Consider the following 23,829-nt stretch of genomic DNA (forward strand, 5'->3'; position numbering starts at 1 on the left):
GAGCGCGTGCCAGGGCCCGCGACGCCGAGCTGATCCGCCGGACAGGTCCCAGGGGCTCCGCTTACCCTCGTACGCATGACCAGCGACGACACCGACCGGCCCGGCCGGACCCGCTCCATCGAGACCTACTCCGCGCTCTCCCCGGAGCAGACGGAGGCCGTGTTCTCCCTGCTCGCGGAGGCCGCCCAGGACGACGGCCAGCAGGCGGTGTCCGAACAGGGGCGGCTGCAGCTGCGCGGCGGTCAGCGCGAGGGCGTGTCCCATCTGCTGCTCAGCGTCGGCGACGAGCTCGTGGGTTATGCGCAGCTGGAGGACACCGACCCGGTGGAGGCACCGGCCGCCGAACTGGTCGTGCACCCCGCGCACCGCGGGCACGGGCACGGGCGGGCGCTCGGCTCGGCGCTGCTCGCGGCCTCCGGCAAGCGGCTGCGGGTGTGGGCGCACGGCGGGCACTCCGCGGCCCGGCACCTCGCGCAGGTCCTGGGGCTCACGCTCTTCCGCGAACTGCGGCAGATGCGGCGGCCGTTGGCGGACCTGAACCTGCCCGAGCCGGTGCTGCCGACGGATGTGACGGTCCGTACCTTCGTCCCCGGCGAGGACGACGCCGCCTGGCTCGCGGTGAACGCCGCCGCGTTCGCCCACCACCCCGAACAGGGCTCCCTCACCCAGCGCGACCTCGACGACCGCAAGGCCGAACCGTGGTTCGACCCCGCGGGCTTCTTCCTCGCCTTCCGCGGCGACGAACTCATCGGCTTCCACTGGACGAAGGTGCATGCGGCCGACCGGCTGGGTGAGGTGTACGTCCTCGGGGTGCGTCCGGGTGCGCAGGGCGGGGGGCTGGGCAAGGCCCTCACCACGATCGGGCTGCGGCACCTGGAGGCGCAGGGGCTGCCGACCGCGATGCTGTACGTCGACGGGGACAACAAGGCGGCGGTGTCGGTGTACGAGCGGCTCGGTTTCACCACGTACGAGACGGATCTGATGTACCGCACCGAGACGTGAGCCTCCGGCGGTCGAGCGGTGTGTTGTGCGGGCCAGCGGGGTGCGCGTCCCTGGGGGCTACGCCCCCAGGGAGCCATCGGCCCGCGGCCTCGACCTCAACCGCCGGACGGGCTGAAAAGACCTGACCGGCTCCGGCAGGCACACCCCCCAAGCCACCACCCCGACCCCCAGCAGCATCCCCCACCGCTCGTGCGCAGCCGCCCAGCGGGGATCGCCGGTCGCGGCCAGCAGGGTCCAGCGGGCCGGGATCAGCAGGGCCCCCAACGTCGCCGTGGTCAGGACGGCGGCCGCCACCGACGGGCCCGGCTGCGGCTCGTCCGTGAGGCGTACGGCGGTGGCCGCCGCCGCCAGGGCGAGGGCCGCGGTCGCGCCGGCCTCCAGGGTGACGGCACCGACCGGGGGACGTACGGCGTGCGGTACGAGGGCGAGGGCGGCCGTCCACCACAGCACGGCCACCGGCGCGACCAGCACCACCCGCAGGCTCGCGCGCACCCAACGCGGGGTGGTGACGGGTGTGGTGAGGTGCCGGGCCGGGTCGTCCAGCAGGAAGGTCAGACCCAGGGCGAAGACCAGCGCGGCGGCCCGCAGCAGGGTGAGTGCGAGCCAGGCGTCCGGCGGGCCGTCGGACAGCCGTGGCAGGGCGAGGAGCAGCAGCCCCACGGCCGCGCCCGCCCCGAGCGCCCGCCACGGCACGGTACGCGCCACGGCCGACACCAGTGCCCCGCTCACCGGCACGAGGGCCCTCCGTTCACTTCCCACACTCGTCCGCCCCCTTCGGCACCTCGGTCCCGAGCACCCGGGCCACCTCGGCCGTGGTCACCCCTGGAGCGGTCAGCCGCGCCCAGTGGGACTTGACGGCGGACGTGACCTCGGCACGCGGACGGGAGAGCAGTTCGCGTACGACATCGGTCTGTCCGGCCGACATCGACACCGGGTTGGTGGGCGTCAGCGCGATCGCGGGCCCGCTCAGGCTGTCGTCGAGGCGGACGTTCCTGAGGTCGGCGATCGGGTCCGCATCGCGGCCCAGCGCCAGCCACATCACCGTCACCACGCGGCCGTCGCAGAGGTCGCTGCCCTTCTTCTCGTCACCGCCGACCAGCACCGAGGCGACGGCGACCGCGAACTCCGGCACCCGGTTGCCGCCCCAGCGCGTGCCGACGGTCACCTGGCCGGGGGTGGTGGACGGCTCGATCGCCGCGTCACCGTCGAGGCCGTAGCGGGCTTCGATCCGCTGCCGCACGAGAAGGGGGCGACTCGCGGCCGGACCGGCCGCGAGGGCCTGGACCCGGTCGACGACCCCGGCCCAGGTACCCGTCCGGCCGGTCCACTCGTCGAACGCGCAGTACTGCGAGGCACCGTGCCGCACGCACGACTGCTCCTTCTCCGGCGCAACCGAGGCCCGCTCCCGGGCTGCCGTAAGTTCCGGCGAAACCCCACCGGACTGCCCGACCGCACCGACCACCGTGATCGCAAGAGCCCCCGCGATCCCAAGCGCCCCATACAGGCGCGGGGCTGCGTTCATTTGCGGCTCCGCCGCGGGGCGCGACCAGCCACGACGCTGCCGCAGGCGACCAACCGCGTCCCGCGGGGCCCAGAGCACCGCGGCAAAAGCCGCCACCAGCACCAGCCCGCCCAGATACAACGCGTGCCACCCCGCAGGCCGACCGATCAGGTCGGTCGGCAGCGTCGAGTTGCTGGTCTCGCTCACGACCGGCGACAGCCAGCGGCTCCACTCCGCACCGCTCGTCCCCGTGGACACGAAAAGCAGGAAGGTGAAGAGCCCGATCACCACGAGAGGGGCGGCGAACGCGGACGGGATCAGCCGGGCGACCAGCAGGCCGAGGAATCCGAACAGCAGCACATACAGGGGCGCCACGGCCAGTTCGGCCACCGACCCATGACCCACCGCGCCCGGCCGCAGCGCCTGCCAGCTGAACTGGACCAGCACGACCAGCGCGGTCAGGAGACCGAACGGCACCACGGACAGGGCATGCCCGGCTGTCCGCCGCCATGGCTCCATGACCAGCACGTCGAAGTGCCGGTCGGTACCGCGCCGACGAGACCGCAGCGCGGCCCGGTTGACGCAGACGAACAGGGCGATGCCGAACAGTATGGGCGTGGTCTGGGTCGCCCGGTCGACGTCCTGGAGCGCCGGGTAGGCGGCCATGCCGTCCGGTGGGGAGAGCAGCCTCCAGCCGGTGTAGCCGACGTAGAACAGCAGGGTCACCGCCACCGGGATCTGCAGGAGCAGTTCGCGTGCCTCGAAGCGGGCGAGGGCGAACACGGCCGCCCAGCTGCGGCGCTGTTCGCCGTGCACGACGGGCGCGGCCGTCTCCTCCATGACCGTGCTCATGCCGCCACCTCCGCGCCCGCGCCGTCCAGGGTGAGCAAGTAGCCGTCCTCCAGGGTGGGTTCGAGCAGGTCGGCGCCGGCGGGCGGGCTGCCGACGTTGCGGAAGGAGCCGGCGCCGGTGCGCCAGCCCGCCTTCGCGCCGGGGTCGCGTTCCGTGCTGCTCCAGACCCGTCCGGCCGCCCGTGCGGTCAGCTCGGCGGGGGTGCCGTCGAAGCGGATGCGGCCGCCCGCCATCACCAGTACACGGTGGCAGAGCATCGCCACGTCCTCGGTCTGGTGGGTGGAGAGGAGGACGGTGCGGCCCTCCCCTGCCTGTGCGATCAACTCCCGGAAGCGCATGCGCTGTTCGGGGTCGAGGCCGACCGTCGGCTCGTCGAGGACGAGGAAGCCGGGGTCGCCGACGAGCGCGGCGGCCAGCGCGACGCGCTGCCGCATTCCGCCGGACAGCTTCTTGATGCGCTTGGCGCGTACGTCGGCGAGGTCGACCTCGTCCAGCACACGCCGCACCTCCCGGTGCCGGGCGCCCCGGTCGGTGATCTCCTTGAGGATCGCCACGTAGTCGACGAACTCGAAGGCGGTGAAGTCCGGGTGGAAGCCGGGCGTCTGCGGCAGATAGCCGAGCCCGCGCCGCACCTCCTGCCGGCCGGCCGCCGTCGCCGGATCGTGCCCGAGCACGGTGAAGGCGCCCCGGTCCGGGGGCACGGCGGTGGCCAGCACCCTGAGCAGGGTGGTCTTCCCGGCCCCGTTGGGCCCGAGCAGCCCGGTGACGCCCGAGGTCAGCCGCAGCGACACCTCGTCGAGGGCCTGGGTCCCGCCGAAGCGGAGGCTGAGCCCGGAAGCGGAAACGGTCGGTGTCATACGGCATCCCCCTGGAAGCGGTCGAAACGGTCACGTACGAGGAAGAGCAGCCCGCCGGTGAGCGCGGCGACCGCCGCCGCCACCCCCTGGCCGGCCGCGGTGAACGGCACGGGCGTGGCGCCCGCGTCATAGGCATGGGCCGCCAGCAGCAGCGCCACCCACACCCCGCCGACCAGCGACGGCGCGAGCACCGGGCCGAGCCGGGCGGTGAGGACCAGCCCGGTCGAGGTCAGGGCCAGCGCGGGCAGCAGCCAGGCGAGGGCGGCCGGCCCGTACCCGGGCAGCGCGAGGGTGGCGAGGCCACTGAGGCCGAGCACGGCGGTGAGCACGGCCACCGTCCGCACCATCAGCAGCTTGAACCCGTGCATCGGCGCGACGACCGCCATCTCGTACGTCGGGTCCAGCGCCGGCCCGTAGGACAGCGCGACCCCGCCGAGGGGCAGCAGCGGCGCGAGGGCCAGGAAGAGGGCGGGCGAGGCGGCCGCCGTGCCGGTGTGGGCCGCCACCACGCTCATCACCAGCACGGCGACGACCGCACCGAGCCAGGAACGGCGCAGCACGGGCGTGGCCGCGAGCAGCCGAGCGGTGTGGTCGGCGACGCCCAGCCGCATCAGCAGCCCCTCGAACACCCCCGGCCGGGGCGCGTCGAGCTCGGCGTCCAGCCGCTCCCAGCCGGCGTCGACCCGTCCCGGGTCACCGACCTCGGCGAGCACCCCCCGGCACTGAGCGCACGCGACCAGATGGGTGTCGGCGGACCAGAGCAGGGGCGGCGCCAGCTCGCCCCGGGCGTAGGCCCGTAGGTCTTCTGCATCCACATGCCAGGTCATGCCGCCACCTCCTGCGCCGGAACACGGCCCGGCAGACCCCGGTCGTGCACCTGACTGCCCGTACCGCCACCTCCATGCCGGTGCGCCGACCCCGCGGCCCGGCAGACCCGCCCGCACATCCGCCCGCTCATGTCAGCGCCTCCCGCAGTTGCTTACGGGCCCGCATCGCCCGTGTCTTGACCGTCCCCGGCGGTATCCCGAGCAGCACGGCCGCCTCCCGGGTGGTCAGGCCGTCGATGACCGTGGCCTGGAGCACCGCGCGCAGTTCCGGTGAGAGCCGGACCAGGGCGCCCGCGAGGTCCCCGTGCTCCACCCCCGCGAGCACGCGTTCCTCCGCGGACGCCTCGTCCCGGTGCCGCAGCCGGGACAGTGCCTGCCTCAGGCGCCCCCGGGCGCCGTCGCCCCGCAGCGCGTCGATCAGCCGCCGCGAGCCGATCCGCCACAGCCACCCGGCGACGTCCCCGTCCTCCCGGTAGCGGGCCTTGCCCCGCCAGATCGCGAGGAACGTCTCCTGTACGACGTCGTCGACCACGCCCGCGTCGGCGCACCGGCCGCGCAGCCGGGCGGTCAGCCACGGCGCGTACCGCCGGTACAGCTCCTCGAAGGCGCGCCGGTCCCCGTCCGCGGCGGCCCGCAGCAGCTCACCGTCGCTTCTCGTTTCGCTCACGTCCCCTCATCGGACCGGTCCCGCGGATCGGTTCACACGATTCCCCTCGACTTTCCCAGGCCGCTCGCTTGACTTTTGCGGCCCCCTTCCACCACCCTTTCACTACTCAATTAGTGAAAGGGTGGTTGTCCGCGTGGTCGAGTACCGCATCGACCGGCGCTCCGGCGTCGCCACCTACGTCCAGATCGTGCAGCAGACCAAGCAGGCCCTCCGTCTGGGCCTGCTGGAACCGGGGGACAAGCTGCCCACAGCCCGCGAGGTGGTCGAGGCCACCGCCATCAACCCGAACACAGTCCTGAAGGCCTACCGCGAGCTGGAACGCGAGGGCCTGGTCGAGGCCCGCCGGGGCCTCGGGACCTTCGTACGACGGTCACTGGGCACGGCACCGGCCGAGTCCCCCCTGCACGGGGAGCTGGACGCCTGGGCCGCGAAGGCCCGCGCGGCCGGCCTGGACCGGGACGACGTGGCCGCGCTCTTCACCGCCGTACTCGAGAAGCACTTCCGGCACAGCTCGGACCAGCACAGCCAGGGGGACCTTTCATGACCGACACCACCGGCTTCGCCCTGGAGGCGACCGCCGTGGGCAAACGCTTCGGCAGGCGCCGGGGGGCCGCAGGCTGGGCGCTGCGCGACTGCGGCTTCCGGCTGCCGGCGGGCCGCGTGTGCGCCGTCGTCGGGCCGAACGGGGCGGGCAAGTCCACGCTGCTGGCGCTCGCCGCCGGGCTGCTGGTCCCGACCGAGGGCACGCTCACCGTCCTCGGCACGGACCCGGCCGCGGCCCGCACCCGCGTGGGCTTCGTCGCACAGGACAAGCCGCTCTACCCGCACCTCACGGTCGCCGAGACCCTGCGCATGGGCGCCGACCTCAACCCGGGCCGGTGGGACGCACCCACCGCCGAGCGGGTCGTCGCCGACGGCGGCCTCGGCGCCAGGACGAAGGTCCGCGCGCTCTCCGGCGGCCAGCGCACCCGGGTCGCGCTCGCCCTCGCCCTCGCCAAGCGGCCCGAACTGCTGCTCCTGGACGAGCCCATGGCCGACCTCGACCCGCTGGCCCGGCACGAACTGATGGGGGTGCTGATGGCGCAGGCCGCGCAGTACGGCACGACGATCGTGATGTCCTCGCACGTGGTCTCCGAACTGGAGGGCTCCTGCGACCACCTGCTCCTCATCGGCGGTGGCCGCGTCCGCCTCGCCGGGGAGATCGACGAGCTGCTGGAGGCGCATGTGCGGGTGTCCGGCCCGGCGCAGACCTCCCTCGACCCGCACACCGTCGTCGAGTCCCGTACGACCGGCCGCCAGCTCAGCGCGCTGATCCGCCCGGCGGGCCCGCTCCCGGACGGCCTGCGCACGAGCGCGCCCTCCCTGGAGGAACTCGTCCTCTCCTACCTGCGCAACCCCGAGGCCCCGGGTACGACGTCGGCCGAAGCCGCGTCCGAGTCCGAGAAGGCCGCGCTGTGAGCGCGCTCTCCGTACCGGGACTGCCCCGGACGGTCCTGCGGCTGCACCGCCCGGCACTGATCGTGTGGGGCGCCTTCGTCGCCGCCCTGATCGGCTGGCTGGTCTGGCTGAACACGGTGACGTCGAGCGCCGGCGAGCGGGAGCGGGCCTACTGCGACCACCACGAGACCTGCAACATCCTGGACCAGCTGAACTACGGCCAGCGGACCGTCTGGGTCGCGACGCTCATCTGCTACAGCTCCCTCGCCGTGGCCGCCTGGGCGGGCGCCTCCCTGATCGGCCGCGAACTGGAGTCCGGCACCGCGCAGTTGGCGTGGACGCAGGGCGTCTCCCCGGCCCGCTGGCTGGCCGCCAAGCTGGCCGTGCCCGCAACTGTGCTCACGCTGGGCTGCACGGCGCTGGTCCTGGCGTATCGCAGGGCCTGGAGCGCGCACCCCGCCCTGCGGGACGGCGACTGGACCTCCGTCGTCACCTTCGTGGCCCGCGGTCCGGCCGTGGTGGCGTACGCCCTGTGCGCCCTCGGCGTCGGCACGCTCACCGCCCTGCTGCTGCGCCGCACCCTGCCCGCCCTCGGCGTCTCCCTCGCCGCGACCTGGGCGCTGCACTTCGCCCTGGAACGCTTCCGCGAGCACCTCTGGCCGTCGGTGACCCGCGTCTCGGCGAACGAGGGCATCTGGCTCAGGTACGTGTGGCAGCTGGAGCACGGGACCATCGAGCACGGCCACCGCGTCGCGCGCCCCGGCGGCTCGCCGTGCGGGGGCAACCCCGCCCAGGTCAAGCAGTGCGCCGCCGACCACGACATCACCGGCTACTACTCGGTCTACCACCCCCAGTCCCACTACTGGCCCCTCCATCTCGTGGAGACCGGCATCGTCCTGGCCGTCGCCGCCCTCGCGACCGTCCTCGCCTTCCGTCTCCTGCCCCGCCGCACCCGGGCCGCCCGCAAGGAGTCCCTCGCATGACGGCCCTCGCCACCGGCACCGCGCGCACCGTCGTGCGGGTGCACCGCACGGCGCTGATCGTGTGGTCGGCCTTCGTCCTGGGCGCCGTCGCGTATCTGGTGTGGCTGAACGAGGTCACCGCGCCCGACGCGCGTGCGCAGGTGGCCACCTGCACACCCGACGCGGGCTTCTGCACGGCGTTCCTGGCGACCCGCGACTACGCCGAGCCCATGGGCTGGATCAGCACGGTCGTCTATTACAGCTTCTGGGCCGTGGCCGCCTGGGCGGGCGCCGCGCTGATCGGCCGTGAACTGGAGAGCGGCACCGCGCGGCTGGCCTGGACCCAGGGTGTCAGCCCGGCCCGCTGGCTGGCGACGAAACTCGCCTCGCCCGCGCTGGTGATCGTCCTCGGCGGTGTGCTCTTCGTCCCGGTCTACCGATGGGCCTGGTCGGCCAACCGCGACCTGATGGGCGACGACTGGACGTTCAACGACGTCTTCGCCGCCCGCGGTCCGGCCGTGGTGGCATGGGCCCTGTGTGCCCTCGCGGTCGGCGCGCTCGCCGCCTTGACGCTGCGCCGCTCGCTGCCCGCGCTCGGTCTCGCCGTCGCCGTGATGATCGCGCTGAACCGGTACATGGAGCTGCACCGCAAGGATCTCTGGCCGACGGTGACCCGCACCTCCGTCACCGGATTCGAGCCGTCCAACAGCTGGTGGCAGGTGGAGAACGGCTCCGGCGCCGACGGCCGGTACGCCGTCTACCACCCCCAGTCCCACTTCTGGCCCATGAACCTCGTCGAGACCGGCATCGTCCTCACGATCGCCGCCCTCGCGACCACCGCCTCGTTCCTCGTCCTGCGAAGCCGCACCGCTCGCACGATGTGAGGCATCCGATGCGCGTACGTCCTTCCACGGGGGGATGGACGTACGTATTCTCGGGGCGGCTCCCAGCAGTCTGTTACGGCGGCCTCGCCGACGTGGACGCTCCGGAGCCGCCCCCAGATATCCCGCACGCCATGTCGCCGTAACCAACGGTTCAGACAGGCTTGCGACGCTCGGCCAATGACGCCCTCCGTGCCACAGCCTTCGCCGCCTCCCGAGGGGCCCGCGGGGGACGGGGACGCCTTCCGCTCCGTAAAGGCACTCCCACCCGCGCTTTCCGACGCGCCCGTATCGCTGGGAACGCGGAAGAATGGGTTCATGAGTCAGCCAGACACCGCCCAGGCACAGGTCCAGCACGCGCAGCCCTCCGTGGGCTCCATAGCCGCGCACCGCCCGCACACGGTGGCCGCCGCGGTCTCCGACCTGGAACCCGACATCGATGCCGATCTCGATGCCTACGAGGAGTCGCCGTACGACGGCCCTCAGTTGCCGCAGGGTCGTTTCCTCGACCGGGAGCGCAGCTGGCTGGCGTTCAACGAGCGGGTCCTCGAACTCGCCGAGGACCCGAACACCCCGCTGCTGGAGCGCGCCAACTTCCTCGCGATCTTCGCGAGCAACCTCGACGAGTTCTTCATGGTCCGGGTGGCCGGTCTGAAGCGCCGTATCGCGACGGGTGTCGCCACCCGCTCCGCCTCCGGCCTCCAGCCCCGCGAGGTCCTGGAGATGATCTGGGCCCGCTCCCGCGAGCTCATGGCCCGGCACGCCGCCTGCTACCACGAGGACGTCGCCCCCGCCCTCGCGGAGGAGGGCATCCACCTGGTCCGCTGGAGCGAGCTGACGGAGAAGGAGCAGGCCCGCCTGTTCACCCTCTTCCGCCACCAGATCTTCCCGGTGCTCACCCCCCTCGCGGTCGACCCCGCGCACCCCTTCCCCTACATCTCGGGCCTCTCCCTGAACCTGGCCGTGGTCGTACGCAACCCGGTCACCGGCCACAGGCACTTCGCCCGCGTCAAGGTCCCGCCGCTGCTGTCCCGCTTCCTGGAGAGCTCCCCCGGCCGCTACGTCCCCATAGAGGACGTCATCGCCGCCCACCTGGAGGAGCTGTTCCCGGGCATGGAGGTCCTGGAGCACCACGCCTTCCGGCTGACCAGGAACGAGGACCTGGAGGTCGAGGAGGACGACGCCGAGAACCTGCTCCAGGCCCTGGAGAAGGAGCTCATGCGGCGCCGCTTCGGGCCGCCGGTGCGCCTGGAGGTCGAGGAGTCCATCGACCGCGAGGTCCTGGACCTGCTGGTGCGCGAACTGAAGATCTCCGAGGCCGAGGTCTACCCGCTGCCGGGCCCCCTGGACCTCACGGGCCTCTTCCGCATCGCGGGTCTGGACCGTCCCGAGCTCAAGTACAAGAAGTTCATCGCCGGCGTCCACCGCGACCTCGCCGAGGTCGAGTCGGCGTCCGCCCCCGACATCTTCGCCGCGCTGCGCAGCCGGGACGTGCTGCTGCACCACCCGTACGACTCCTTCTCCACGTCGGTGCAGGCGTTCCTGGAGCAGGCGGCCGAGGACGAGGACGTCCTCGCGATCAAGCAGACCCTCTACCGGACCTCCGGCGACTCCCCCATAGTCAACGCGCTCATCGACGCGGCCGAGGCCGGCAAGCAGGTCCTCGTCCTCGTCGAGATCAAGGCCCGCTTCGACGAGCACGCCAACATCAAGTGGGCGCGCAAGCTGGAGGAGGCCGGCTGCCACGTCGTCTACGGCCTGGTCGGCCTGAAGACCCACTGCAAGCTGTCCCTGGTGGTCCGTCAGGAAGGCGACACGCTACGGCGTTACAGCCACGTCGGCACCGGCAACTACCACCCGAAGACCGCGCGGCTTTACGAGGACCTCGGCCTGCTGACCGCCGACCCCCAGGTCGGCGCCGACCTCTCCGACCTCTTCAACCGCCTCTCCGGCTACTCGCGCCGCGAGACGTACCGCCGTCTGCTCGTCGCCCCCAAGTCCCTGCGCGACGGCCTGATCGCGCGGATCAACAAGGAGGCCCAGCACCACCGTGCGGGCCGTCCGGCCTTCATCCGCATCAAGGTCAACTCGATGGTCGACGAGGCCCTCATCGACGCGCTCTACCGGGCGTCCCAGGCCGGCGTGCCGGTCGACGTCTGGGTGCGCGGCATCTGCGCGATCCGCCCCGGCGTCACGGGCCTGTCGGAGAACATCCGGGTCCGCTCGATCCTCGGCCGCTTCCTCGAACACTCCCGGGTCTTCGCCTTCGGCAACGGCGGCGAGCCCGAGGTGTGGATCGGCAGCGCCGACATGATGCACCGCAACCTCGATCGCCGTATCGAGGCCCTGGTCAGGGTTACCGACCCGGCCCACCGCGCCGCCCTGAACCGGCTGTTGGAGACCGGCATGTCCGACACCACCGCCTCCTGGCACCTCGGCCCGGACGGCGAGTGGACGCGACACGCCACCGACGCGGACGGCGGGCCCCTGCGAAACATCCAGGAGATGCTCATAGACGCCCGGAGGCGCCGGCGTGGCACAGCAACACCTTGACCCGACGGACCCCAAAGGCGAGGCCCTCGGGCGCTACCTGAGGGCACAGGCCACGGAGTTCCTCCGCGCCCTGCGGCTGCACCGGGAGACCGGCGGTGCGACAGTCAACGGCGCGGAGGACCCCGCCGACGCGGCCCGCGCCCTGCGCCGCTCGGTCCGCCGCATCAGCGCCAGCCTGCACACGTTCCGCCCCCTCCTGGAACCGGAATGGTCGGAGTCCCTCCAGCCCGAACTGGCCTGGCTCTCCGGCACCTTGGCCATGGAACACGCCTACGCGGCAAGGATGGAACGACTGCTGCTGGCACTGCACAGGTTGTCGGGGGCGACGGCCTTCCCGGCGCAGTCTGCAGCGGCGGCCACGTCTTCAGCCATCGGCGCCGTTGTGGGCAGTGGCGCCGATGCGGCTGCGGGCCGTCGTGCCGCTGGGGCGGCCCCACTGAAAGCGGCACCCGGCACCGCCGGTCCCCCTAGCCCGCCCACAACGGACCGCGGAAACCTGACAGTTGGCGCAGCCAAAGCAGGGGCTCTGCTCGAACGCCAACTCACACTGGCCCGCACCCGAGCCCACTCAACAGCCCTCCAGGCCCTGGGATCCAGCCGCTTCCACGCCGTAGCGGACAAGATCGCCTTACTGGCCAGCGAAGTCCCCCTCACCCCCACCGCCCCCGCCACCGACCTCCGCCCCCTCGCCAAGGCCGCCGAGGAGCGCCTCACCGACGCCATCACCGCGCTCCCCCTCGTCACCGCGGGCAGCCCCTACAACGCCGAGGCCCTCATCCACGGCCTCTCCCCGGACCCGTCCCCGCACCCCCAGGACGCCCCCTGGCACCAGGTCCGCCTGCTGCTGCGCCTGCACCGCTACGCCCGCGAGGCCCTGCACGGCACCGACGGCCCGACCGACCTCCGCCTGCTGACCGCGGGCCAGGCCCTGGACCGGCACCGCGACGCCTCCGAGGCGGCGGCGGCCGCGGCCTCGGCGGCCCGTACCCCCCGTATCGCCCCGGCGACGGCGTACGCACTCGGCGTGCTCCACGCGGACCAGCGGCACGAAGTGGAAGCCGCCCGCTTCGCCTTCCAGCAGTCCTGGCAGAAGCAGGCGGTGAGCACGCCCTGAGCCGGCCGCCCCGGCCCCACAACCCCAGTCGAAGGAGGCGGTGACCCACCCGTGGCCCACACCAACGACACTCTCATCCAGGCATCCGGCTGCGTCCTGTGGCGACGCTCCCCGGTCGACGGCGAGGTGGAGATCTGCCTCGTCCACCGGCCGAAGTACGACGACTGGTCCCACCCCAAGGGCAAGCTGAAGCGGGGCGAGGACCACCTGGCGGGCGCCCTGCGCGAGGTGGCCGAGGAGTCCGGCTACACGGCGGAACCGGGCGCCGAGCTGTCCACCCTGCGCTATTTCGCGGGCGGCCGCCCCAAACAGGTCCGTTACTGGGCGGCCGAGGCGGTCTCCGGCGGCTTCACCCCCACCACGGAGGTGGACCGCATCCTGTGGCTCTCCCCCGCCGCGGCCCGCAGTCGGCTGACTCAGTACCGCGACCGCACCCTGGTCGACGAACTACTGACGACGTTGCGTCACGCCTGAAGGCTCGCATGCCCTTCGGCGTCCGCCCGGGCCTGGCTGCGCGCTCTGCGAGCGGGCCCGCGCCAGCCGCAGCTGCACCGAGCGATACAGAACCGGCCCTGTTCGACCGTTGTCGTGCGATGTTCCTGCTGCGCCACGTGACAACGTTACCCACCCCGAGTGCCGCATTCACCGGCCGCCTCCGGCAGCCGAGCCGGTATGCGTGACGGCCCCACCCAGCCGTCGTTATCCGGAACGACAGGGGGCCCGTGACGGACGTACCGGCTGGGGGTAGACAGGCGATGGCGGAGCGGCAGCGCAGGGGGACGGTCGTCACGGCAGGACTCATGGTCTGTGTCTGCATGGGGGCCGGCGGCTGCTCCGGAACCGGGTCCGCCGCCGAGGACCCCCGCGCCTCCGATCCCGTCGAGATCCTGCACCGCGCCGCCGAAACCCTGGTGGAAGCGGGCAGTTCAAGGGCGACCACCTCGATGGAGATGGCCATCGGCGGCACCCGTGTCACCATCCGCGGCGAGGGCGACTACGACTACCGCCGGCAGCTCGGCCGGCTCAAGGTGCAGCTCCCGCAGAACCCGTCCGGCACCGCCGACCACCGCCCGATCACCGAACTCCTCGCGCCCGGCGCCCTGTTCATGAAGAACCGGGGCGCGGGAGTGCCCGCCGACAAGTGGGTACGGGTCGACACGGCCACCCTGTCCGACGGCAACCTGGTGACCGGCGGCGCCACCGACCCGTATGCCGCGGCCGAGTTGCTGCGCGGGACGCGCAGGGCCACGTATCTCGGCCGGACCGAGTTCGCGGGTGTCGAGGTGCGGCACTACCGCGGCACCGCCGACCTCACCCTGGCTGCGCGGCACGCCTCGAAGGGCGTCGGGGAGGCCCTCGCGGCGGCGGCGAAAGGGTTCGCCACGGCCGAGGTCCCGTTCGACGTCTACCTCGACGACCAGGGCCGCATCCGCAAGATCCGGCACCGGTTCAGCTTTGTCAACGGCCTCCAGAAGGGCACCGTCGCGGTCGCCTCGACGACGCTGCTGTACGACTTCGGGGCCCCCGTCGACGTACGGCTGCCGGCCTCGAAGGACATCTACGCAGGGAAGATCGCCGAGTAGCGGGCCCTGCTTGAGGATGATCTGACGAGCATCAAGAACTAGCCCGTCCGTGCCATGCGCGGCGTGTAGGCCGCTCCCTACTCTAGGAAGTCGGTAACGGCAGAGATGAGGTGATGCACGTGGCTCCGGTCGGCGGTACGGCAGTTCAGGACCACGTGGCCCTCGCCGAGATCGAGCTGTGCGGAGAGCTGATCATCGCGGCCTCGGCCGCGGAGGACCGGCTCAGCCTGGAGAGCATCGACGAGGTGCTGAAAGTGGCCGAGGAGCGCGCCGCCTCCGGCGACTAGCCGGAGGCTGGGCCCGCACCGGCGGGTTCAGGTGCGCAGCAGCCGGGCGATCGCCTTCGTCGCCTCGTCCACCTTGGCGTCGATCTCGTCACCGCCGCGGACGGCCGCATCGGCGACGCAGTGCCGCAGGTGTTCCTCCAGGAGCTGCAGCGCGAAGGACTGCAGGGCTTTGGTGGAGGCGGACACCTGGGTGAGTATGTCGATGCAGTAGACGTCCTCGTCGACCATCCGCTGCAGGCCACGGATCTGGCCCTCGATCCGGCGCAGGCGCTTGAGGTGCTCGTCCTTCTGCTTGTGGTAGCCGTGCGTCGTGTTCTGCGTGCTCTCGTCGGAGGGCGCCGCCGCGCCGGCCTCGGTGGTCGTCATCGCGTCCTCCCGTAAGACATGCGGACATATACCCCTGGTGGGTATATGGTATCGAACTTTGCCGGGTATACGGCCCTTGGCCCCTGCCGGGACCGGGCCTGCGTACCGCCCCCGTGCCGACCACTCTGCCCGATGGGCGACACTGGGGGGCGGCCCATTAGCCGTGGCCGGATGATGCGCCTAGCATCACCCTGACCGAAACCGAAGCATCTAGAGGACCCCACGTGCGCTTTCGTCTGACCCCCAGGGAGACGAGCTTCTACGACATGTTCGCCGCGTCCGCGGACAACATCGTCACCGGCTCGAAGCTCCTGATGGAACTGCTCGGGGCGGACACACCTGCCCGGGCCGAGATCGCAGAGCGTATGCGGGCCGCTGAACACGCAGGCGACGACGCCACGCACGCGATCTTCCACCAGCTGAACTCCTCGTTCATCACGCCGTTCGACCGCGAGGACATCTACTCCCTCGCCTCGTCCCTCGACGACATCATGGACTTCATGGAGGAGGCCGTCGACCTGGTCGTCCTCTACAACGTCGAGGAACTCCCCAAGGGCGTCGAGCAGCAGATCGAGGTCCTGGCGCGGGCGGCCGAGCTGACGGCGGAAGCCATGCCGAACCTCCGCACCCTGGACAATCTGACCGAGTACTGGATCGAGGTCAACCGCCTCGAGAACCAGGCCGACCAGATCCACCGCAAGCTGCTCGCGCATCTCTTCAACGGCAAGTACGACGCGATCGAGGTGCTCAAGCTCAAGCAGATCGTGGACGTACTGGAGGAGGCGGCGGACGCGTTCGAGCACGTGGCGAACACGGTGGAGACCATCGCCGTCAAGGAGTCCTGACCCCTCCATGGACACCTTCGCTCTGGTCGTGACCATCGCGGTCGCGCTCTTCTTCACGTACACGAACGGCTTCCACGACTCGGCGAACGCGATCGCGACGTCCGTCTCGACGCGGGCGCTGACGCCCCGGGCGGCGCTGGCGATGGCCGCGGCGATGAACATGCTGGGTGCGTTCCTCGGCAACGGGGTGGCCAAGACGGTCAGTGAGGGCCTGATCGAGACGCCGCAGGGCTCCAGGGGGATGGGCATCCTCTTCGCGGCGCTCACCGGCGCGATCGTGTGGAACCTGATCACCTGGTACTTCGGCCTGCCCTCCTCGTCCTCCCACGCACTGTTCGGCGGCCTGGTCGGCGCGGCGCTCGCGGGCGGCACCGACGTGCTCTGGAGCGGCGTCCTGGACAAGGTCGTCATCCCGATGTTCGTGTCGCCGGTGGTCGGCCTGATCGCCGGCTACCTGGTGATGCTGGCGATCATGTGGTTGTTCCGCCGGTCCAACCCGCACAAGGCCAAGCGCGGTTTCCGCATCGCCCAGACCGTCTCGGCGGCGGGCATGGCCCTCGGCCACGGCCTTCAGGACGCGCAGAAGACCATGGGCGTGGTCGTGATGGCACTGGTCATTTCCGGCCACCAGACCTTCGCCGACCCGATCCCGGTCTGGGTGAAGATCGTCTGCGCCCTCATGCTGTCCCTCGGCACGTACGCCGGCGGCTGGCGCATCATGCGCACGCTGGGCCGGAAGATCATCGAGCTCGACCCCCCGCAGGGCTTCGCCGCCGAGACGACCGGTGCGTCGATCATGTTCACCACGGCGTACCTGTTCAAGGCCCCCATCTCGACGACCCACGTCATCACCTCGGCCATCATGGGCGTCGGCGCGACGAAGCGGGTGAACGCGGTGCGCTGGGGCGTTGCCAAGAACATCGTCATGGGCTGGTTCATCACCATGCCGGCGGCGGCCCTGGTGGCGGCGGGCTCCTTCGGGATCGTGAACCTGGCGTTCCTGTAGGGGGCCGGGCTGAATTCTCACCGCCCTGGGCTTGGTCTTTCAGCCCGTCCGGCGTTTGAGGACGAGGCCCCTTAAGGGCCGAACGGGGTCCGGGGGCGCAGCCCCCAGGTATGACGACGGGCCCGCCCCCGGGAGCCGGGGGCGGGCCCTTCATCGTCCTCGCGGTGGCACCGCCATGCAGCACCGCGAGGGGTCTCGAAGGCTCAGCCGAAGCGGCCGGAGATGTAGTCCTCCGTCGCCTGGACCGACGGGTTGGAGAAGATCCGCTCCGTGTCGTCGATCTCGATCAGCTTGCCGGGCTGCCCGACCGCCGCCAGGTTGAAGAACGCCGTACGGTCCGAGACACGCGCCGCCTGCTGCATGTTGTGCGTCACGATGACGATCGTGAACCGTTCCTTCAGCTCACCGATCAGGTCCTCGATGGCGAGCGTGGAGATCGGGTCGAGGGCCGAGCAGGGCTCGTCCATGAGCAGCACCTTCGGCTCGACCGCGATCGCCCGCGCGATGCACAGACGCTGCTGCTGACCACCGGAAAGACCCGAACCGGGCTTGTTGAGCCGGTCCTTGACCTCGTTCCAGAGGTTCGCGCCCTTCAGGGACTTCTCGACGACGTCCGCCAGCTCGGACTTCTTGTACGAGCCGTTCAGGCGCAGCCCCGCCGCCACGTTGTCGAAGATCGACATCGTCGGGAACGGGTTCGGCCGCTGGAACACCATGCCGACCTCGCGGCGCACGGACACCGGGTCGATGCCCTGCCCGTACAGGTCCACGTCGTCCAGCAGCACCTTGCCCTCGACCCGGCCGCCGGGCGTGACCTCGTGCATCCGGTTGAGGGTGCGCAGGAACGTCGACTTGCCGCAGCCGGAGGGTCCGATGAACGCCGTCACCGAACGCGGCTCGACCGTCATCGAGATGTCTTCGATCGCCTTGTGGGCGCCGTAGTAGGCGGTGAGCCCGCTTACGTCGATTCGCTTGGCCATGATTACGTCACTTCCAGAATTCTCGGTCGCATATGGCCGCGTCAGCGACCGGTCTTCGGGGCCTTCCAGCGGGCGATGCCGCGGGCCACCAGGTTCAGGATCATCACGAAGGCGATCAGGGTGAGCGAGGCCGCCCAGGCCCTGTCGTACGACGCGTCCGCACCTGCCGCGTACTGCTGATAGATGTACAGCGGCAGCGACTGCTGCGCCCCCTCGAAGGGGTTGTTGTTGATGAACCGGTTGCCGAACACCAGCAGCAGCACGGGAGCCGTCTCACCGGTGATACGGGCGATCGCCAGCATGATGCCCGTCGTGATGCCGCCGATGGAGGTCGGCAGGACCACCTTCAGGATGGTGCGCCACTTCGGGACACCGAGTGCCAGGGAGGCTTCGCGCAGCTCGTTCGGGACCAGCTTGAGCATCTCCTCCGTGGAGCGCACGACCACCGGCATCATCAGGATGGCCAGGGCCAGCGAACCGGCGAAGCCGAAGGGCTCCAGCTGGAAGATCAGCATGAGGCTGAGGATGAACAGACCCGCGACGATGGACGGGACACCCGTCATCACGTCGACGAAGAAGGTGACGGCCCGGGCCAGCTTGCCCCGGCCGTACTCGACCAGGTAGATCGCGGTGAGGATGCCGATCGGCGCGGCGATCAGCGTGGCGAGGGCGACCTGCTCCAGGCTGCCGATGATGGCGTGGTAGATGCCACCGCCCGGCTGGGCGTCGGCGACGATGCCCATCGAGTGGGTCAGGAAGTAGACGTTGAGGACCTTCACACCGCGCGAGATGGTCACCCACACCAGGGAGACCAGCGGGACGACTGCGATCAGGAAGGCCACCCAGACCAGGCCGGTGGCGATGCGGTCCTTGGCCTGACGGCGGCCCTCGACGCTCGCGGCGATGCCGTACGTGGCGACGAGGAAGATCAGCCCGGCGATCAGGCCCCACTGGACCTTGCTGTCGAGGCCGGCGGCGAGGCCGATGCCGATGGCCACCGCCACGGAGCCGGCGGCGATCGCCCAGGGCGACCACTTCGGCAGGCGGGCACCGCGCAGCGTGCTGGCGGGCTTTTCGGCGATGGCGGCGTTGGCGCTGTGGCTCATGCGTTGGCCCCCGAGTACTCCTTGCGGCGGGCGATGATCATGCGGGCCGCGCCGTTGACCAGCAGGGTGATGACGAACAGGACCAGACCGGAGGCGATGAGCGCGTCCCGGCCCTGTTCCGTTGCCTCACCGAACTTGGAGGCGATGTTCTGGGCGAAGGTGCCGCCGCCCGGGTTGAGCAGGCTGCCGTGGATGAGGAAGTCCGGGGAGAGCACGGTGGCGACGGCCATCGTCTCGCCGAGCGCACGGCCGAGGCCGAGCATCGAGGCGGAGATCACACCGGAGCGGCCGAAGGGGATCACCGCCATGCGGATGACCTCCCAGCGCGTGGCACCGAGGGCGAGAGCCGCCTCCTCGTGCATCTGCGGGACCTGGCGGAAGACCTCGCGGCTCACATTGGTGATGATCGGCAGAATCATGATCGCGAGCAGGATGCCGACGGTCAGCATCGAGCGCGGCGCACCGCCGTCCCACGAGAAGATGCCGGTCCAGCCGAAGTAGCTGTCCAGCCAGCCGTAGAGGCCGTTCATGTGCGGTACGAGGATCAGGGCGCCCCACAGGCCGTACACGATGGACGGTACGGCGGCGAGCAGGTCGATCACGTAAGCGATGGGACCGCTCAGCCTGCGTGGGGCGTAGTGCGTGAGGAACAGCGCGATCGCCACGGCGATCGGAACGGCGAGGACCATGGCGATGATCGAGGAGACCACCGTGCCGAAGGCCAGGACCGCAATGCCGAAGACCGGCGGGACGGACGTGGCGTTCCACTCGAAGGTCGTGAGGAAGTTGCCGTGGTCCTTGCTGATCGCGAGGGAGGCGCGGTAGGTCAGGAAGACCGCGATCGCGGCCATGACCACCAACAGGAAGATGCCCGACCCACGGGAGAGACCGAGGAAGATCCGGTCACCGGGTCGGGTGGCGCCGCGAGCCGCGCGCTTCTGTTCGGCGGTGGGCTGCGGGGCGGGTGGGGGAGCGTCGGTTATCTGTGTGGAAGTGTCCATCGGGTTCTCCGGTCTGCGGAGCCTCACACGGAGTGCGGCTCTGCGAAGCCGTACAGGGTGTACGGCTCGTGGCGGCGGTGCACCGGACGGTGCGGTCCGGTCCCGGGTTCTTGAGGCCCGGGACCGGACCGCACTCGGATCAGCTCAGGCCCTCGATGGTGGTGCGGACCTTGGCGATGATGTCGGCGGGGACGGGCGCGTACTTCAGGTTGGGCAGCAGGCCCTGGCCGTCCTCGGAGGCGATGTAGCGCAGGAACGCCTTGGTGGCGGGCAGGGTGTCCGCCTTGTTGCCCTTGTCGCACACGATCTCGTACGTGACCAGGGTGATCGGGTAGGCGCCGTCGGCCTTGGTGTTGTAGTTCAGCTGGAGCGACAGGTCCTTGCCCGTGCCCACGACCTTGGCGTCGGCGATGGCCTTGGTGGCGCTGTCACTGCTGGGCGCGACCGGGGCGCTGGCGCCGGTGTTGATGCTGACGGCCTTCACGCCGTCGGTGACGTAGGACAGCTCGAAGTAGCCGATGGCGCCGTTGGTCTGCTTGACCTGGGCGGCCACACCGGAGGACTGCGCGGCGGACTGGCCGCCCTTGGCCTGCCAGGCCTTGCCGCCGGAGTACTTCCAGTTGTCGGGCGTCGCGGCCTTGAGGTACTTGGTGAAGTTGTCCGTGGTGCCGGACTCGTCCGAGCGGTGGAACGCCTGGATCTTGAGGTCGGGCAGCTTCACGCCCTTGTTCAGCGCGGCGATCGCCGGGTCGTTCCACTTGGTGATCTTGCTGTCGAAGATCTTCGCAAGGGTCGGGGCGTCCAGGACCAGGTTGTCCACGCCGGAGAGGTTGTAGCCGATCGCGATCGGGCCGCCGACCATCGGAAGGTCGATGCCCTGGCCGCCGGTGCAGACCTTCTTGGAGGCGGCGACGTCCTCGGGCTTCAGCGCGGAGTCGGAACCGGCGAAGGCGAGCTGGCCCTGGGTGAAGGAGGTGACACCCGCACCGGAACCGCCGGCCTTGTAGTTGATCTGCACACCGCAGGCCTTGGAGAACTGCGCCACCCACGCGTCGATCGCGTTCTTCTGCGCGGAGGAGCCGTCGGAGAGCAGCTGGCCCTTGGCGTTGTCGCACTTGATCGAGCTGGCGTTGCCCGTCGAGGACGCGCTGGCGCCGCCGCCGCTGCTGGTGTCGTCCGAGCCGCACGCCGTGAGGACCAGGGCGCCCGACGCGGCGAGAGCACCGAGGGCGATGGCCCGCCGATTCATGCGCTGAAGCTTCACTTGAAAGAGTTCCTTCCAGGAGCCGCCGTCCTGAATTCGGCGGCGTGCAGGTTGAAGTCCTGGCGACGGAGGAGGCGCCTTCCCCGAGGCGCGTCTCGCATCGCGTAAGGCCGAAATTAGGCAGACGAGGTGAAGGCGCCTACGGCCGGAAATGAACGACAGGTGAACCCCTGCCGACGGTGTGGTTAGGTCACGGAACGCTTACGGGGAGAACACACCAAGGTCCCGGCTCTCTTTGTGTCTCACTCCCACGGTGACACAGGAGTGACACTTCCGCGGGAACCCGTGTGGTCGGCGAGCCGTCTCGTTCCCCGAGAGCAATCCGGGAGGGCGCAACATGGAACGTCGTACGTTCATAGGAGGCGGCGCGGCCGCGCTCGCGGCCGTCGCCACGGCAGCGTGCAGGGGCGGGTCCGCGGACGCGGACACCAGCACCTCCGCGTCGTCCGCTTCTTCCGGTACGGCGATCAGGTCGACGTCCGCCCAGGCCGCCCCCGCGAACTGGACGGCGCTCGCCCGCGACCTCGACGGCGCCCTGATACGCCCGGGCGAGGCGACCTGGACGACGGCCCACCAGCTGTACAACACCCGCTTCGACGGCCTGAAGCCGGCGGCCGTGGCCTATGTCGCCCACGCCGACGACATACGGACGACCCTCGCCTACGCCCGCGCCCACAACATCCGGGTCGCGATCCGCAACGGCGGCCACTCCTACGCGGGCTGGTCCTCCGGCAACGGCAAGCTGATCGTCGACGTCTCGAAGCTGAAGCAGATCCGGGTGAGCGGCGGCCAGGCCGTCGTCGGCGCCGGCTCCAAGCTGATCGACGTCTACCGGGCGCTGGCCGCGAAGGGCGTGACGATACCCGCGGGCTCCTGCCCCTCGGTCGGCGTCTCGGGCCTGGTCCTGGGCGGCGGCCACGGCGTGGTCTCCCGGGCGTACGGCCTGACCTGCGACAGCCTCACCCAGGCCACCCTGATCACGGCGGACGGCAAGCAGCTCACCGCTGACGCGACGACCAACAAGGACCTGTTCTGGGCCCTGCGCGGCGCGGGCAACGGCAACTTCGGCGTCGTGACGGAACTGCACTTCAGGACCCATCCGGCGCCGCAGGCCGTCTCGGCGTACCTGACCTGGCCCTGGTCGAAGGCCGCCGCCGTGGTGAAGGCATGGCAGGAGTGGGGCCCCGACCAGCCGGACGAGATCTGGTCCTCCTGCCACCTGGAGAACGGCGGCTCGCCCACCGTGTCGGTCGCGGCCTTCTCCATCGGCACCTACGGCGAACTGCAGAACGCCCTCGACCGCCTGGTCTCGGCGGTCGGCTCGCCGACCCGCAGCGAGACGCTCAAGCGGCACACCTACGAGGGGGCGATGGAGGCGTACGCGGGCTGCTCGTCGTTCCGCACCGAGGCCCAGTGCCACCTCCCGGGCTCCACCCCGAACCGCAACCCGCAGGGCGCCCTGGGCCGGGAGACCTACACGGCCCGCTCGGACTTCTTCGACCGCTCGATCTCCTCGGCGGGCATCCAGACCCTGCTGAGGAACATCAGCGCGGTCCCGGGCGGCGCGGGCAGCATCGCCCTGACGGCCCTGGGCGGCGCGGTCAACCGCGTCTCCCCCACCGCGACGGCCTTCGTCCACCGCCGCTCCCGGATGCTGGCCCAGTACCTCGCGTCCTGGCGAGCCGGCACGACGGGCGGGGCGGCCCAGACCTGGCTCACCAACACCCACAACGCCATGCGCCCGTACGCCTCGGGAGCGGCCTACCAGAACTACACGGACCCGACCCTGACGGACTGGCGAAAGGCGTACTACGGGGATGCGGCGTCCCGCCTGACGGCCCTGAAGAAGCAGTACGACCCGAACCGCTTCTTCACGTACCCCCAGGCTCTGTAGCAGCCCCGCTCAGCCTGCGGGCAGTCGTGCCGCTGGGGCGGCTCCCGACCCAAAGAGGGCGGCACCCCGCAAGCGCGGGCAAGCGAAACTCCCGTACGTCAGCCCAACCCCGGGGCACCTATGCCGCGAGGTCCCGCTCCTCCGCCGCTTCCTTCCGAGCCCCCGGGATCAACGCGTCCTGCCCTACAGCCGCCCGCCCAGGGCTCCGCACGAGCCACCCACCCCAAGCCGACCCCTCAACAGCCTTCATCACAGGCGTGAGCAGCAGCATGGCAACCGGCGAAAGCAACAAGGCCACAGCCGTCCCGAGCGCAAACCCCCCGACCACATCGGTCGGGTAGTGCACGCCCATGTAAACCCGGCAGAACCCCTCAAGCAGCGCCAGCCCGATCCCGACCATCCCGAACTTCCGGTTGGCGACGAACACCCCCACCGCCATGGCCATGGTGATCGTCGCGTGATCGCTCACGAACGAGAAGTCGGTCTTCCCGGACACCAGCACATCGAGCCCGTCGTGCGTCCGAAACGGCCTGGGCCGCTCGACGAACCCCCGTATCGGCACGTTCACCAGCACCGCCAGCGCCGCGGCAACCGGCGCCCACACCAACGCGGCCACGGACGAGGCAGCGTCCTCGTCCCCGCGCCGCCGCACGGACCACCAGCACCACACCACCAGCAGCACCATGGCCAGCAGCAGCCCGTACTCCCCGACGAAGGAGACGATCCGGTCGAACCACTGCGGCGCGTCCTTGGCCAGGCCATTGATGTCGTAGAGCAGGTCGACGTCGGGGTTCGACCCGGATTCGGCGAGTCCAGCCATGGTGCTGCGGCCCCTTCGTCGTCT

Annotated in this window: 24 protein-coding genes; 13 read left to right on the forward strand and 11 right to left on the reverse strand. The window is 70.9% G+C overall.

Going from position 1 to position 23,829, the window contains the following annotated elements:
- Window positions 1-75 precede the first annotated feature (75 nt).
- Entirely contained in the window at window positions 76-1,002 is a 927-nt protein-coding gene (mshD, locus tag ACWC1K_RS32010; RefSeq protein WP_450836433.1) for a mycothiol synthase, read from the forward strand.
- Between the two features lie 57 nt (window positions 1,003-1,059).
- On the opposite strand, the gene ACWC1K_RS32015 is transcribed toward mshD, so the two are convergent.
- The 5 genes from ACWC1K_RS32015 to ACWC1K_RS32035 form a co-directional block, all read right to left on the reverse strand.
- Window positions 1,060-1,737, reverse strand: coding sequence for an ABC transporter (locus ACWC1K_RS32015; protein ID WP_450836434.1), 678 nt, complete (start codon window positions 1,735-1,737; stop codon window positions 1,060-1,062).
- 13 nt (window positions 1,738-1,750) lie between these two features.
- On the reverse strand, window positions 1,751-3,355 hold the full coding sequence (locus tag ACWC1K_RS32020) for an ABC transporter permease (protein ID WP_450836435.1): 1,605 nt from the start codon (window positions 3,353-3,355) through the stop codon (window positions 1,751-1,753).
- A complete protein-coding gene (locus ACWC1K_RS32025; protein WP_450836436.1) occupies window positions 3,352-4,212 on the reverse strand; it encodes an ABC transporter ATP-binding protein in 861 nt (286 codons plus the stop codon). The genes ACWC1K_RS32020 and ACWC1K_RS32025 overlap by 4 nt, the downstream gene beginning before the upstream one ends.
- Window positions 4,209-5,039, reverse strand: a complete 831-nt coding sequence (locus tag ACWC1K_RS32030) for a zf-HC2 domain-containing protein (protein WP_450836437.1) — start codon at window positions 5,037-5,039, stop codon at window positions 4,209-4,211. The genes ACWC1K_RS32025 and ACWC1K_RS32030 overlap by 4 nt, the downstream gene beginning before the upstream one ends.
- Window positions 5,040-5,166: 127 nt before the next feature.
- Window positions 5,167-5,706 carry an RNA polymerase sigma factor gene (locus ACWC1K_RS32035; protein WP_123966031.1) on the reverse strand — a complete coding sequence of 180 codons (540 nt, stop codon included), beginning with the start codon at window positions 5,704-5,706 and terminating at the stop codon, window positions 5,167-5,169.
- Window positions 5,707-5,839: 133 nt separating this feature from the next.
- Here ACWC1K_RS32035 and ACWC1K_RS32040 point away from each other — a divergent pair, with 133 nt between their 5' ends.
- The 9 genes from ACWC1K_RS32040 (at window position 5,840) to ACWC1K_RS32080 (ending at window position 14,523) form a co-directional block, all read left to right on the forward strand.
- Window positions 5,840-6,250, forward strand: coding sequence for a GntR family transcriptional regulator (locus tag ACWC1K_RS32040; protein WP_450836438.1), 411 nt, complete (start codon window positions 5,840-5,842; stop codon window positions 6,248-6,250).
- Window positions 6,247-7,164, forward strand: a complete 918-nt coding sequence (locus tag ACWC1K_RS32045) for an ABC transporter ATP-binding protein (protein ID WP_450836439.1) — start codon at window positions 6,247-6,249, stop codon at window positions 7,162-7,164. The genes ACWC1K_RS32040 and ACWC1K_RS32045 overlap by 4 nt, the downstream gene beginning before the upstream one ends.
- Entirely contained in the window at window positions 7,161-8,126 is a 966-nt protein-coding gene (locus tag ACWC1K_RS32050; protein WP_450836440.1) for a hypothetical protein, read from the forward strand. Before ACWC1K_RS32045 ends, ACWC1K_RS32050 begins: the two co-directional genes overlap by 4 nt.
- Complete coding sequence (locus tag ACWC1K_RS32055) at window positions 8,123-8,989, forward strand: hypothetical protein (protein WP_450836441.1); 867 nt, start codon at window positions 8,123-8,125, stop codon at window positions 8,987-8,989. The genes ACWC1K_RS32050 and ACWC1K_RS32055 overlap by 4 nt, the downstream gene beginning before the upstream one ends.
- 315 nt (window positions 8,990-9,304) lie before the next feature.
- Complete coding sequence (locus ACWC1K_RS32060; RefSeq protein WP_450836442.1) at window positions 9,305-11,539, forward strand: RNA degradosome polyphosphate kinase; 2,235 nt, start codon at window positions 9,305-9,307, stop codon at window positions 11,537-11,539.
- Window positions 11,520-12,653 (forward strand): CHAD domain-containing protein, encoded by a 1,134-nt coding sequence (locus ACWC1K_RS32065; protein WP_450836443.1) that lies wholly within the window; start codon window positions 11,520-11,522, stop codon window positions 12,651-12,653. Before ACWC1K_RS32060 ends, ACWC1K_RS32065 begins: the two co-directional genes overlap by 20 nt.
- Before the next feature lie 51 nt (window positions 12,654-12,704).
- On the forward strand, window positions 12,705-13,127 hold the full coding sequence (locus ACWC1K_RS32070) for an NUDIX hydrolase (RefSeq protein ID WP_450836444.1): 423 nt from the start codon (window positions 12,705-12,707) through the stop codon (window positions 13,125-13,127).
- 281 nt (window positions 13,128-13,408) lie between these two features.
- A complete protein-coding gene (locus tag ACWC1K_RS32075) occupies window positions 13,409-14,236 on the forward strand; it encodes a hypothetical protein (protein ID WP_450836445.1) in 828 nt (275 codons plus the stop codon).
- Between the two features lie 119 nt (window positions 14,237-14,355).
- Complete coding sequence (locus ACWC1K_RS32080; protein ID WP_181922833.1) at window positions 14,356-14,523, forward strand: hypothetical protein; 168 nt, start codon at window positions 14,356-14,358, stop codon at window positions 14,521-14,523.
- 27 nt (window positions 14,524-14,550) lie between these two features.
- Here ACWC1K_RS32080 and ACWC1K_RS32085 read toward each other — a convergent pair whose 3' ends face one another.
- Window positions 14,551-14,889 (reverse strand): metal-sensitive transcriptional regulator, encoded by a 339-nt coding sequence (locus tag ACWC1K_RS32085; RefSeq protein WP_351480460.1) that lies wholly within the window; start codon window positions 14,887-14,889, stop codon window positions 14,551-14,553.
- Between the two features lie 224 nt (window positions 14,890-15,113).
- Between ACWC1K_RS32085 and ACWC1K_RS32090 the strand changes: the two genes are divergently transcribed.
- A complete protein-coding gene (locus ACWC1K_RS32090; protein ID WP_450836446.1) occupies window positions 15,114-15,734 on the forward strand; it encodes a DUF47 domain-containing protein in 621 nt (206 codons plus the stop codon).
- A 7-nt stretch (window positions 15,735-15,741) separates the two neighbouring features.
- Window positions 15,742-16,740, forward strand: a complete 999-nt coding sequence (locus tag ACWC1K_RS32095) for an anion permease (protein ID WP_450836447.1) — start codon at window positions 15,742-15,744, stop codon at window positions 16,738-16,740.
- A gap of 203 nt (window positions 16,741-16,943) precedes the next feature.
- Here the strand turns inward: ACWC1K_RS32095 and pstB are convergent, their stop codons facing one another.
- From pstB to pstS, 4 genes are all read right to left on the reverse strand, one after another.
- A complete protein-coding gene (pstB, locus tag ACWC1K_RS32100; RefSeq protein ID WP_450836448.1) occupies window positions 16,944-17,720 on the reverse strand; it encodes a phosphate ABC transporter ATP-binding protein PstB in 777 nt (258 codons plus the stop codon).
- Between the two features lie 41 nt (window positions 17,721-17,761).
- Window positions 17,762-18,826, reverse strand: a complete 1,065-nt coding sequence (gene pstA / locus ACWC1K_RS32105) for a phosphate ABC transporter permease PstA (RefSeq protein ID WP_450836449.1) — start codon at window positions 18,824-18,826, stop codon at window positions 17,762-17,764.
- Window positions 18,823-19,827, reverse strand: a complete 1,005-nt coding sequence (gene pstC / locus ACWC1K_RS32110) for a phosphate ABC transporter permease subunit PstC (protein ID WP_450836450.1) — start codon at window positions 19,825-19,827, stop codon at window positions 18,823-18,825. Before pstC ends, pstA begins: the two co-directional genes overlap by 4 nt.
- A 139-nt stretch (window positions 19,828-19,966) precedes the next feature.
- Window positions 19,967-21,091: a phosphate ABC transporter substrate-binding protein PstS gene (pstS, locus tag ACWC1K_RS32115; RefSeq protein ID WP_450836451.1), complete on the reverse strand. Its 1,125-nt coding sequence runs from the start codon at window positions 21,089-21,091 to the stop codon at window positions 19,967-19,969.
- A 337-nt stretch (window positions 21,092-21,428) separates the two neighbouring features.
- Between pstS and ACWC1K_RS32120 the strand changes: the two genes are divergently transcribed.
- Window positions 21,429-22,985, forward strand: coding sequence for an FAD-binding oxidoreductase (locus ACWC1K_RS32120; protein ID WP_450836452.1), 1,557 nt, complete (start codon window positions 21,429-21,431; stop codon window positions 22,983-22,985).
- 118 nt (window positions 22,986-23,103) lie between these two features.
- Here the strand turns inward: ACWC1K_RS32120 and ACWC1K_RS32125 are convergent, their stop codons facing one another.
- Window positions 23,104-23,805 (reverse strand): phosphatase PAP2 family protein, encoded by a 702-nt coding sequence (locus tag ACWC1K_RS32125; RefSeq protein ID WP_450836453.1) that lies wholly within the window; start codon window positions 23,803-23,805, stop codon window positions 23,104-23,106.
- Window positions 23,806-23,829: the final 24 nt, after the last annotated feature.

Source organism: Streptomyces sp. NPDC001492 (genome assembly GCF_053597275.1).

Bases quoted from the DNA above. Each gene is read 5' to 3' on its own strand.
- pstB (WP_450836448.1), bottom strand. From the start codon at position 17,720: ATGGCCAAGCGAATCGACGTAAGCGGGCTCACCGCCTACTACGGCGCC.
- pstC (WP_450836450.1), bottom strand. From the start codon at position 19,827: ATGGACACTTCCACACAGATAACCGACGCTCCCCCACCCGCCCCGCAG.
- ACWC1K_RS32095 (WP_450836447.1), top strand. From the start codon at position 15,742: ATGGACACCTTCGCTCTGGTCGTGACCATCGCGGTCGCGCTCTTCTTC.
- ACWC1K_RS32045 (WP_450836439.1), top strand. From the start codon at position 6,247: ATGACCGACACCACCGGCTTCGCCCTGGAGGCGACCGCCGTGGGCAAA.
- ACWC1K_RS32025 (WP_450836436.1), bottom strand. From the start codon at position 4,212: ATGACACCGACCGTTTCCGCTTCCGGGCTCAGCCTCCGCTTCGGCGGG.
- ACWC1K_RS32060 (WP_450836442.1), top strand. From the start codon at position 9,305: ATGAGTCAGCCAGACACCGCCCAGGCACAGGTCCAGCACGCGCAGCCC.
- pstA (WP_450836449.1), bottom strand. From the start codon at position 18,826: ATGAGCCACAGCGCCAACGCCGCCATCGCCGAAAAGCCCGCCAGCACG.
- ACWC1K_RS32055 (WP_450836441.1), top strand. From the start codon at position 8,123: ATGACGGCCCTCGCCACCGGCACCGCGCGCACCGTCGTGCGGGTGCAC.
- ACWC1K_RS32030 (WP_450836437.1), bottom strand. From the start codon at position 5,039: ATGACCTGGCATGTGGATGCAGAAGACCTACGGGCCTACGCCCGGGGC.
- ACWC1K_RS32075 (WP_450836445.1), top strand. From the start codon at position 13,409: ATGGCGGAGCGGCAGCGCAGGGGGACGGTCGTCACGGCAGGACTCATG.
- ACWC1K_RS32125 (WP_450836453.1), bottom strand. From the start codon at position 23,805: ATGGCTGGACTCGCCGAATCCGGGTCGAACCCCGACGTCGACCTGCTC.
- ACWC1K_RS32085 (WP_351480460.1), bottom strand. From the start codon at position 14,889: ATGACGACCACCGAGGCCGGCGCGGCGGCGCCCTCCGACGAGAGCACG.
- mshD (WP_450836433.1), top strand. From the start codon at position 76: ATGACCAGCGACGACACCGACCGGCCCGGCCGGACCCGCTCCATCGAG.
- ACWC1K_RS32120 (WP_450836452.1), top strand. From the start codon at position 21,429: ATGGAACGTCGTACGTTCATAGGAGGCGGCGCGGCCGCGCTCGCGGCC.
- ACWC1K_RS32020 (WP_450836435.1), bottom strand. From the start codon at position 3,355: ATGAGCACGGTCATGGAGGAGACGGCCGCGCCCGTCGTGCACGGCGAA.